Annotated in this window: 9 protein-coding genes and 1 pseudogene; 2 read left to right on the top strand and 8 right to left on the bottom strand. The window is 72.7% G+C overall.

What is annotated here, in order from left to right; translation table 11 throughout:
• Positions 1–33: 33 nt before the first annotated feature.
• The 3 genes and pseudogenes from Q0R63_RS21365 to Q0R63_RS21355 form a co-directional block, all read right to left on the bottom strand.
• A pseudogene (locus Q0R63_RS21365) lies at positions 34–660 on the bottom strand (LemA family protein).
• 181 nt (positions 661–841) lie between these two features.
• On the bottom strand, positions 842–1,411 hold the full coding sequence (pyrE, locus tag Q0R63_RS21360; RefSeq protein ID WP_295701941.1) for an orotate phosphoribosyltransferase: 570 nt from the start codon (positions 1,409–1,411) through the stop codon (positions 842–844).
• A 6-nt stretch (positions 1,412–1,417) separates the two neighbouring features.
• On the bottom strand, positions 1,418–2,257 hold the full coding sequence (locus tag Q0R63_RS21355) for a 2-phosphosulfolactate phosphatase (protein ID WP_295701939.1): 840 nt from the start codon (positions 2,255–2,257) through the stop codon (positions 1,418–1,420).
• 107 nt (positions 2,258–2,364) lie between these two features.
• Here Q0R63_RS21355 and Q0R63_RS21350 point away from each other — a divergent pair, with 107 nt between their 5' ends.
• Positions 2,365–3,303, top strand: a complete 939-nt coding sequence (locus Q0R63_RS21350; protein ID WP_295701937.1) for a LamG-like jellyroll fold domain-containing protein — start codon at positions 2,365–2,367, stop codon at positions 3,301–3,303.
• 145 nt (positions 3,304–3,448) lie between these two features.
• Here Q0R63_RS21350 and Q0R63_RS21345 read toward each other — a convergent pair whose 3' ends face one another.
• The 3 genes from Q0R63_RS21345 to Q0R63_RS21335 all read right to left on the bottom strand — a co-directional run bounded on the left by Q0R63_RS21345 (position 3,449) and on the right by Q0R63_RS21335 (position 5,976).
• Positions 3,449–4,090: a hypothetical protein gene (locus Q0R63_RS21345; RefSeq protein ID WP_295701935.1), complete on the bottom strand. Its 642-nt coding sequence runs from the start codon at positions 4,088–4,090 to the stop codon at positions 3,449–3,451.
• Between the two features lie 278 nt (positions 4,091–4,368).
• Positions 4,369–5,040: a hypothetical protein gene (locus Q0R63_RS21340; RefSeq protein WP_295701933.1), complete on the bottom strand. Its 672-nt coding sequence runs from the start codon at positions 5,038–5,040 to the stop codon at positions 4,369–4,371.
• A gap of 156 nt (positions 5,041–5,196) precedes the next feature.
• Positions 5,197–5,976 carry an SDR family oxidoreductase gene (locus tag Q0R63_RS21335; RefSeq protein ID WP_295701931.1) on the bottom strand — a complete coding sequence of 260 codons (780 nt, stop codon included), beginning with the start codon at positions 5,974–5,976 and terminating at the stop codon, positions 5,197–5,199.
• Positions 5,977–6,007: 31 nt separating this feature from the next.
• On the opposite strand from Q0R63_RS21335, the gene Q0R63_RS21330 reads away from it, so the two are divergent.
• Positions 6,008–6,943: an alpha/beta hydrolase gene (locus tag Q0R63_RS21330; RefSeq protein WP_295701929.1), complete on the top strand. Its 936-nt coding sequence runs from the start codon at positions 6,008–6,010 to the stop codon at positions 6,941–6,943.
• A gap of 15 nt (positions 6,944–6,958) precedes the next feature.
• On the opposite strand, the gene Q0R63_RS21325 is transcribed toward Q0R63_RS21330, so the two are convergent.
• Both Q0R63_RS21325 and Q0R63_RS21320 read right to left on the bottom strand, forming a co-directional pair.
• Positions 6,959–8,047: a cytochrome c oxidase assembly protein gene (locus Q0R63_RS21325; RefSeq protein WP_295701927.1), complete on the bottom strand. Its 1,089-nt coding sequence runs from the start codon at positions 8,045–8,047 to the stop codon at positions 6,959–6,961.
• Positions 8,048–8,256: 209 nt separating this feature from the next.
• Positions 8,257–9,324 (bottom strand): MFS transporter (locus Q0R63_RS21320; RefSeq protein ID WP_295701925.1); only part of this gene is annotated, 1,068 nt, incomplete at its 5' end.

Below are 9,324 nucleotides of genomic sequence, written 5' to 3'. Positions count from 1 at the left end.
GCCAGACCACGACCTCAGCGGAAGGGGGTGGGGTCAGGCCTGCGGAGCGGGCGGGGCCGCCGGCGTCACCGGGGCCGCCGAGTCCTGCGGAGTGGCCGGCGGCACGGGCATGACCGACGGGGCTGCCGGAGCGGCGGCCGCCACGGCGGGCGCCCCCGACCCGGCGCCGAAGCTGACCTGCGGGGCCTCGCGCTCGGCGCCCTGCGTCTCGAAGTACTCGGCCTTGCGGACGCTCGCGATGCCGGCGATGAAGTTCGTCGGGACGGTGTCGACCTTGGTGTTGAGCTCGCGGACGTTGGCGTTGTAGTAGCGGCGGGCGCTGGCGATGCGGTCCTCGGTGGAGGACAGCTCGGTCTGCAGGGCCATGAAGTTGGCGTTGGCCTAGAGGTCGGGGTAGGCCTCGGAGACGGCGTTGAGGCTGACCAGGGCCTGGGTCAGCGCGGCCTCGGACTTGGCGGTCTCGGCCGGGCCCTGGCCCGGCGCCATCGCGTGGGCGCGAGCCGAGGTGATCGCCTCGAGCGTGCCGCTCTCGTGCGCGGCATACCCCTTCACCGTCTCGACGAGGTTGCCGATGAGGTCGTGCCGGCGCTTGAGCTCGACGTCGATCTGGGCCCAGGCCTCCTGCACGAGGTTGCGCAGCTTGATGAGGCCGTTGTACATCGCCACGAACGCGACGACGAGCAGGACGATGACGACCAGGACGATGATGCCGAATTTCATGGGGACTCCCCTAGGTGGTGCGGTGATCCCCGATCCTAGCCAGGTGGCCGTGGCGGGTGCTGATTCCCGACTTCTGGGACGGCGGGGACACCCGGGCGGTTCCGCTCACCTGACCGGCCGATCAGCCGAGGCCGAGCTCCTGGACGCTGAAGGCGAACCGGTAGGGCACGCCCTGGGCCTCGATCTTCTCGCCCGCCCCGGTCGCCCGGTCGGCGATGGTCGCGACGGCCACGACCTCGGCGCCGGCCTCGCGGGCAGCCTGGACGGCGGTCAGCGGGGAGGCGCCGGTCGTCGTCGTGTCCTCGACGACGAGCACGCGCCGGCCCACGATGGACGGTCCCTCGATGCGCTGCTGCAGCCCGTGGGCCTTCCCCTCCTTGCGCACGACGAAGGCATCGAGCCGCTCGCCCGCGGCGGCCGCGGCGTGGAGCATCGCCGTCGCCACCGGGTCGGCTCCGAGGGTGAGCCCGCCGACCGCGTCGTAGTCGAGGTCCCGCGTCAGCTCGCGCAGCACCCGCCCGACGAGGGGGGCTGCCTCGCCGTCGAGCGAGATCCGACGCAGGTCGACGTAGAAGTCGGCCTCGGCGCCGGAGGACAGCGTCACCCGGCCGTGCACGATCGCTTTGGCGAGGATGAGGTCGAGGAGCCGGGTGCGGTCAGTGGCCGGTTCGGCAGTCTGGGAGGTCGTCACAGGCCGTCACTCTATCGAGGTGGGAGCCGCGGCCCGGAAGGCACCGTCCGGTCCGAGCACCGGCACCACGACGCTCGTGTCCAGCTCGGCGGCGATGGCGACGTCACCGGCATACCCGATCGCGGCAAGCTCGCGCCCGCTCGAGCAGGCCAGCAGCGCTGACCCGAGTCGACCCTCCACCAGCCGGTATGCCGCGGCCGCCGCCCGCGCCTCCTCGCTCAGCAGCGCCTCCTCCACCCCGAGGTCGAGGAGCGCTGCGACGACACCGCCCGCTCCCCAGACGTCCTCGACCGCCGGACGGAGCGAGCCGTCGGGCCATCGCTCGCCGGCCGGGACGAGCGCGACCGCGGCGAAGGGATCGGCCTTGAGCGCCGCGGCGAGGTGGCGGGCGACGGCGTCTCGGTTGCGCAGGCAGGCCCCGACCACCGGCGACCCCGAGCCAGCGAGGAGGTGGGCGATGGACGAGCCGTTCGGGGACGGCAGGACGAGCAGGTGCAGGTCGGGGGCAGCGCGGACCGTCCCGGGCGACAGGCTGACCCAATCGGGGGCGGCCGCATGACCAGCCAAAGAATCACCCCTCCGGGTCTCCCAGAGGTGATTCTTTGGCTGGTCGCTCCGGCCGACCGCCAGCGTCGCCCCGAGCCGGTCGGCGAGCGCCCGGGCGGAGTCGTCCCTCCATGGGTGCGGATGCACGACCACGCCCCGGTCGGCGGCGACGCTGAGCGTGGTCGTGAAGCTGAGCACGTCGACGACGACACAGGTCGCGCCGATCGCGACCTCCCGCGCCCCGACGGCGCCCCACTCGAGTCGCACCCGCGATCCGTGCTGGTCCCAGGCCGAGCTCATCCGGCCATCGTGCCAGCGCGCGACCCCAGCCGTCGGCCGCCCAGTCCGTTGTGCGCGGTTACACTAGATATGTCCGTATTGAGACCGCTCGCGCCGAAGGGGGACCCGTGGCCACGTCGCACCGCCAGCGGCTCCTCATCGCCCTCGGAGCGGTCATGACAGCGGTCGCCCTCAGCGTCGCCGGCCTGCAGACGGATGCCGGCTTCACCCGGACGATCACCAAGACCGGCGACACGGCATCGAGCACCACGCGGCTCGGGACCTGCAGCGACGCCATGTCGCGCGACAACGCCCTCTGGGCCTTCCTGCTGCGGGACACGGGTACGAACCCCCCAGCGGCCAACCTCACGGCGCCGGGCGCTCCTGGCAGCTACCAGAACAGCGGAACGCTGTTCCCCAACAACATCACCCACCAGACCGGGCAGAGCGGCTGCACCCGCGACCCGGCCGGCTACGTCTCCGTCTTGGGCAACGCCGACAGCAACACCGGAAACGCGGGCTGGGTCAACGGGCCCACCGCCGGTCTCCCGGCGAACAGCCTGGGCGCCGGCTTCACGGCTGAAGTATGGTTCCGGACGCCCACCACCCTCGGCGGCTCGATCCTGTCGCTGGGCGATACCAACTTCGTGGCGACCACGCTCGTAGCCACGCCCATCACGCTCTCGGGCCGCAAGGACCACCAGATCTTCATGCTGGCCAACGGTCGCCTCTCCTTCGCCCTGAACAAGGGTGGCGCCAACCTCCAGGTCACCTCCACCGCATCGTTCAATGACAACGTGTGGCACCACGCGGTCGCCACCGTCTCGCCCACCGCCGGCTCCGCGCTCTACGTCGACGGGGCCCTCATCGGCACCTCGCCGACGGCGACCTCGGGCGACATCGACGGCATCGTCAGCTATCTGCGCGTCGGCTACGAGTCCCTCGTCGGCTGGACGGGTGCTCCGACCCGCTACGCCTGGACGGGCGATCTCGCCCACGCCGCGATCTACACCTACCCGTTCACCGCGACGCAGGTGCTCACGCACTACCGGGCGGGCCTGGCCTGACCCCGTCCGGCCAGTGGTGACCTTTCGCGAACCGCCGCCATCCCCGTGCCCCTTGACTCGGAGTCGTCCCGGTTGACTCCCCGTGCACGGGGAGTCGAGTCCCTCGACTCCGAGTCAAGCGGCCCGGCGGGGTCAAGGGCGAGCGTCAGGCGAGGCCCATGCTCTCGAGGGTGTCGTACTCGTCCTCGTCGGACCCCTCGTGCCGCCCGTGCCCGTCGCCGCGGTCCGCCCGCATGGTGACCAGCTCGTAGACGATCGGCAGCAGGCAGACGACGATAATCGCCACCCACCACCAGCCGTAGAGGTCGATCGCGCCGTCGACGAAGATCCGACCCCGGGAGTCGCCGCCGACGAGGGGCAGCTGGCCGACCTGTCCGGCGACGAGGTGCACCGTGTCGGCGTCCCCGGCGTGCAGGGCGAAGGCCTTGACCGGCAGGATGCCCGTCGAGACGACCCGCCCGACCCCCCCGGCGGTGGTCGCGGTCTGGTCGATCAGCATCAGCCCGACCCACGGCCGGTAGATCAGCCCGCAGACCGCGAAGGCGAGCGGGACGAGGAACAGCCGGGCCGGTTTGCGCCACCACGCGCTCACGAAACGTGCGGTCCCGAGCAGCACCAGCGCGAGGATGACGGTCAGCAGGGGCAGCGCCTTGAGGATCCAGCCGACGCCCCACCAGCGGGCGACGACACGGCCGGTGAGGTCGCCCTGGTGCAGGGTCCAGCTGTCCGGGGTGCGGTTGACGTCCCCCTGGGTGCGGAGGGCGCCGCCGGGCAGAATCTCGGACACCCGGTGGGTGTAGGTGCGCGACACCCGGGGCGGCGTGAAGGAGATGACGTCGCCGGGGGGCGAGGTCGCGCACCGCGACGGGACGGGTGAGCACCAGGGTCCCGACCGGGGCGGCCTGGCCCATGGACGGGGACTCGATCGTGAGCCACCGGCCCCCGGACATCCACCAGGCCGCGGCGGTGAGGACCGCCGCGGCCAGGAGGGTGAGGAGGATGGCGAGCCCGAGGGCTGCGCGGGCGGAACGCGTCACGACGGGCCGTCGTGGGCGGCGCATCAGGTCAGGCGTTGTAGGTCCAGGTCATCGGCTGCGAGACCGTCTGGCCCTGCACGGCACTCGTGGCGCTGGTGGGCAGCGAGATGACGAAGGTGTAGGACTGCGTCGCCGCTGTGGCGAGGGCACCGAGCGTGATCGACGCAGTGAACGCGGCCGGCGAGCCGGTGTAGATGGGCGTCCCGGTCGCGGTGGCCGCGGCATACACGTTGAGCACGAGCACGGAGCAGAGGTTGCCCGCGGTCGTGTTGGGCGTGGTCGGCGTCGCCGCACCCGCGCCAGCGGTGGCGGTCGCGACGCACGTCCCACCCTGGAGCGCGGCCGTCGCGGCGGCGGTGGTGCCGACGTTGGCCATCGTCACCGTCGTGGTCTGCGAGCCACCGGGGTTGATCGGGAGCGCCGTGCCGCCGTACTTGTTGATCGTGCTGCACGTGGCCGTGGCGTCGTAGCTGTTGCAGGTCGAGGTGACGCCACCGACGGTCGAGGTCTCCCGGATCGACAGGGCACCCGAGGTCGCGGTGTTGGTCGTGTTGGCGATCGTCGCGGTGAAGGCGGCGAGCGAGGTGCCCATCGAGAGAGCCAGGGCCAGGGAGCCCGCGACGGCGGCACCGAGCGTGAGGCCGAACCGACTGAAGCGGGGGCGGCGTGCACGAGGGCTGCCGACAGGACTGGTGGACATGCGGAGGGTTCCTCCCCTGGAATGAAGCTGACAGGGAAAGAGTAAGTCGTCTTTGACCGGTTTGATACCGCACGAGCCTTATTACCGGATAGTCCTTTTAGTCAGACTTCTCGGTGAGGGACGCCATCCCCGGGCCTCCAGCACCGGCCGCGACCCTCAGCCGCCGGTCGTCCGACGGCCGCGGTGCACCGCCCCGGACCCACCGCGGACGGCGCCGCGGGGCAGGAGCCGTAGCGCGGCCACGAGGACCTTGTACTGGGCCCCGGGCACGGAGACCACCCGCCCCTTGTTGACGTCGGAGAGGCAGTCGCGCACGAGGCGGGGCACCTCCAGCCAGGCGATGTCCGGCAGGCGTGACATGTTGAGCCGGGCGCGGTCGTGGAACTCGGTATGCGTGAAGCCCGGGCAGAGGGCCGTGACGGTGACGCCGGTGCCCGACAGCTCGGTCGCGAGGCCCTCGGAGAAGACGGTGACCCAGGACTTGGCCGCGGAGTAGGTGCCCATCGCGACGAACCCGGACACCGACGAGACGTTGATGATCGCGCCGTGACCGCGGTCCTTCATCGCCACGGCGGCCGCGTGCGAGAGCACGAGCACGGCCCGGCAGAGCACGTCGAGCAGCTGCTCCTCGACCTCGATCTCGTTCTCGAGGAACCCGCGGCCGAGCGCGTAGCCGGCGTTGTTCACGAGCAGGTCGACCGGCCGCGCCTCGTCGCCGAGTCGCTGCGCGACCTTGCCCACCTGGGCCCGGTCGGACAGGTCGGCGACGAGGATCTCCACGTGCACCTTGTAGGTGCGCTGCATCTCGTCGGACACGTTCTCGAGCCGGGCCCGGTCACGGGCCACGAGCACGAGGTCGTGGCCCTTCTCCGCGAGCTGTCGCGCGAACTCGAGACCGATGCCGGCGGTCCCTCCGGTCACCAGTGCTGTTGCCATGTCCCCACCCTAGGTCCGTAGGCTGAGACGCATGGCCCTCGACGTCCCCGGCGACGACAGCGACGACGACCGCCGCGAGCGCTCCGACCGCGTCGTCGTCAGCGACGACGGGGCGCGGCTCGGTGTCCAGGTGCACGGCGTGCCGGTCGAGGGCGTGCGGGGGTCTCATGCCGCCGACGGGTCCGAGGGGGCGACGCTCGTCCTCGCGCACGGCTGGACCCTCGACCACCGCAGCTGGGACCCGGTGGTCGCGCGGCTGGGCGCGGCATACGGCATCCGGATCGTGACGTGGGACCAGCGCGGCCACGGCAGCTCGACGCTGGCCGGCGGGCGACGGCGGGGCGGGCGCCAGTCCATCGAGCAGCTCGGCCACGACCTCGCCGCGGTCATCGCCGCCACGGCGCCGACCGGGCCGCTCGTGCTCGGCGGCCACTCGATGGGCGGCATGACCGTGATGGCGTATGCCGGGCAGCACCCCGCGGAGGTCGCCTCGAGGGTGCGCGGGGTCGGCCTCGTCTCGACCTCGGCGGGCGGGCTCGCCCACGGCATCCCGCGCGCCCAGAAGCTGGTCATGGCCGGGCTCGGGCGCGGCCTTCCCCTCCGGCCCGGACCGTTCATCACGACCCGCGGTCAGCGCGACCTCCTCTTCGGCGAGCAGGCCGACCCGGCCTCCGTCGCGCTGACGCGGGACCAGGTCGCGGGGACCCCGCTCCCGGCGTTCGGCGGCTTCCACGGGGCCCTCATGCGCCACGACCAGGTGGCCGCGCTCGCGACGTTGGGCAGGGTGCCCGTCCGGGTCATCGTCGGCGAGCGGGACCGGCTCACCCCGCTGCGCCACGCGCGCGCCCTCGTCGACGCGATGCCCCACGCCGACCTCGAGGTCGTCCCGGGGGCCGGCCACATGCTGACCTACGAGGCCACCGATCGTGTGGTCGCGCTCTTCGGGACGCTGCTCGCCGGGGTGTGAGCCCGTCTCGGCTCGCTATCGTGGCGGCGGGCCCTCCGACCCCCTTCGGGGAAAGCGCCCTTCGAAGCGAGGGTCGTTCTCCCACCACAGAACCGGGCGCTGCTGGGCGCTGGGGTCCGGCTCGGCGGGGGACGGGCTCGTGAGCGGCCCGTCGGCCCGGTCGGGGTGCGGGTCGAGGTGCGGGTCCGGCTGTGGGTCCGGCTCTGGGTGGTGTCGGATCTCGAGCGGGGCGTCGGGCGGGGCGTCGGGCTGGGCGTCGAGCTGGGCGTCGAGCTGGGCGTCGATGGCGCGGGCCTCGCGCTCGTCGCTGCGCATCCAGTTGACGAAGACGACCCCGATGATCGGGAGGCCGACGGCCTCGGCGACCGCGATCAGGGTCCCCCCGCCGAGCTGCTGGTCGAAGATCGGCGACAGGTCGGCGGGGGCGGCGAGGCGGTAGCCCGGGAAGTCAGGCGCCAGCAGGGACGGGGCGGTCAGCACGAAGAGGCCGGGGACGGCGTCGAGCAGGCCGTCCCCGATGGCGAGCAGGGCCCGCACGCCCGGGGTCGCCCAGGGCGGGAGCAGGTCGTCGACGAGGATCGGGACGACGAAGAGGAGGCCGACGACCAGGAGGTGCACCTCGAGGAGGTCGGCCACGAGCGTCGAGGTCGTCGAGGCCTGGAAGTAGGGAGTGAAGAACAGCAGCATCAGCGACCCCATGGCGAGCACCGAGCTGACCGCGGGAAACATCAGCAGCCGGGCGACGCGGCCCCGCAGGACGCGTCCGAGCAGGTGGTCGTCCCCGCTGCCCGCGCGCGCCAGGCGGACCGGGTCGCCCAGCGCCAGCCCGACGGGGGTGACGGAGGTGACGATCCCGACCTGGAGGGCGGCGACCCAGAAGAGCTGGGTGCGGTAGACCTCGAGGGGTCCGCACACGGCATACGCGAGGGTGCCGACGCCGCCGACGAGGTAGAGCGCCACCCGCCAGCCGGGCCACCGGACCCCTGCTGCGCGGGCGCGGAGCAGCCACCAGACGTAGGGGAGCAGCACGATCGCCACGAGCAGCAGGCCGAAGGGCGAGGCCGTCCAGGCGGTGAGCAGCGAGGCGGAGGTGAACGGCGGCATGGGTTCATCGTGGCCGGACAGTCTGAACGTGAGGTCTGGGGGGTGGTCGCGGTGGTGGCCGGGGCCAGCCGTCGCCAATGGTGACCTTTGGCGCGGACTATCGCGGGTCGCGGTCGAGAGGTCACGTCCGGTCGATCCCAGGGTCCCAGACGGACCGGACCTGACCTCTCGAGCGCGGCCTCGCCAAAGGGCACCTTTCGCCGCAGCGGTCAGGTCCGCCAGAGGTCACTTCTGGCCACGTCCGCGTATGCCGGCCGGCGCAGTCCCAGCGTCAGCGCCACGACCGCAGCGATCGCCCCGGCGATCGCGCCACCGGCGAAGACCGTGCGGACCTGGATGAGTGCGGCGTCGACGAGGGCCACCGGGTCCGGGGCGGACAGCGCGGCGACGGTCCCGAAGTAGCGGTGCAGCCCGACGGCGGTCAGCACCGCGAGGCCGACGACCATCCCGATCATCCTGGCGACGACGACGAGGGCGCTCGCGACGCCGTGGGCGTCCTCGGGTGCCGCCCCGAGCGCGGCCGCGTTGACGGGAGCGAGGGCCAGCCCGAGGCCGAGGCCGACGACGGCCAGGGTGGTCGTCGCGGGGACGGTCGCGGCGAGGGAGCCGCCGCCCCAGGTCGACATGACGGCGAGACCGACCGCGGTGGCGGCCAGCCCGATCGCGGCGACGACACCCTCCCCCAGCCTTCGGAGCAGGACGCCACCGAGCAGCGCGCCGACCGGCACGGCCACGAGGAACCGCAGGAGGATGAAGGCGGCGGTCTCCTGGGAGCTGGTGAGAGTGAGCCGGGCGAGCAGCGGGACGTCGACGATGACCGCGACCAGGGCGACGCCGACGAGGAGACTGACCACGAATGCCGCCGAGCCGCGGCCACGCAGGACGCCCCGCGGCACCAGCGGCGCGGCGGTCACCCGGTGCCGCCAGAGGTAGAGGACGAGGGCGGCCGCTCCGACGGGCAGCAGGGCGTAGCCGAGTGGGCCGACCACCTCGCGCTGGGGATCGGACGTCGAGAACGTCAGCACGAGGCAGCCGAGGGCGACCGCGATCAGCAGCGCCCCGAGACCGTCGGCGAGCACGATGATCGGCCACCATCGCCGGGCGGTGAGGACGACGACCGCGAGGAGGACGAGACCGGTGAGCACGCCGATCGGCGTGAGGACGCGCGAGGTGCTGTCGCCGAACGGGACGAAAGGAAGTCCGAGGGTCACGTCGGTCACGAGCCGGTCGGGGGCGACGAGGGTCAGCGCCCCGAGGACCGCGGCGAGCGCGAGCAG

The organism is Lapillicoccus sp., assembly GCF_025353065.1.
GTDB lineage: Bacteria > Actinomycetota > Actinomycetes > Actinomycetales > Dermatophilaceae > Lapillicoccus.
Note: the sequence above shows the minus strand (reverse complement) of the source record. Positions and strands in the feature narration are given on the sequence as shown.

Excerpts from the sequence above, each read along its gene's own strand:
- Q0R63_RS21355 (WP_295701939.1), bottom strand. The coding sequence starts at position 2,257 with ATGAGCTCGGCCTGGGACCAGCACGGATCGCGGGTGCGACTCGAGTGG.
- Q0R63_RS21340 (WP_295701933.1), bottom strand. The coding sequence starts at position 5,040 with ATGTCCACCAGTCCTGTCGGCAGCCCTCGTGCACGCCGCCCCCGCTTC.
- Q0R63_RS21335 (WP_295701931.1), bottom strand. The coding sequence starts at position 5,976 with ATGGCAACAGCACTGGTGACCGGAGGGACCGCCGGCATCGGTCTCGAG.
- Q0R63_RS21330 (WP_295701929.1), top strand. The coding sequence starts at position 6,008 with ATGGCCCTCGACGTCCCCGGCGACGACAGCGACGACGACCGCCGCGAG.
- Q0R63_RS21325 (WP_295701927.1), bottom strand. The coding sequence starts at position 8,047 with ATGCCGCCGTTCACCTCCGCCTCGCTGCTCACCGCCTGGACGGCCTCG.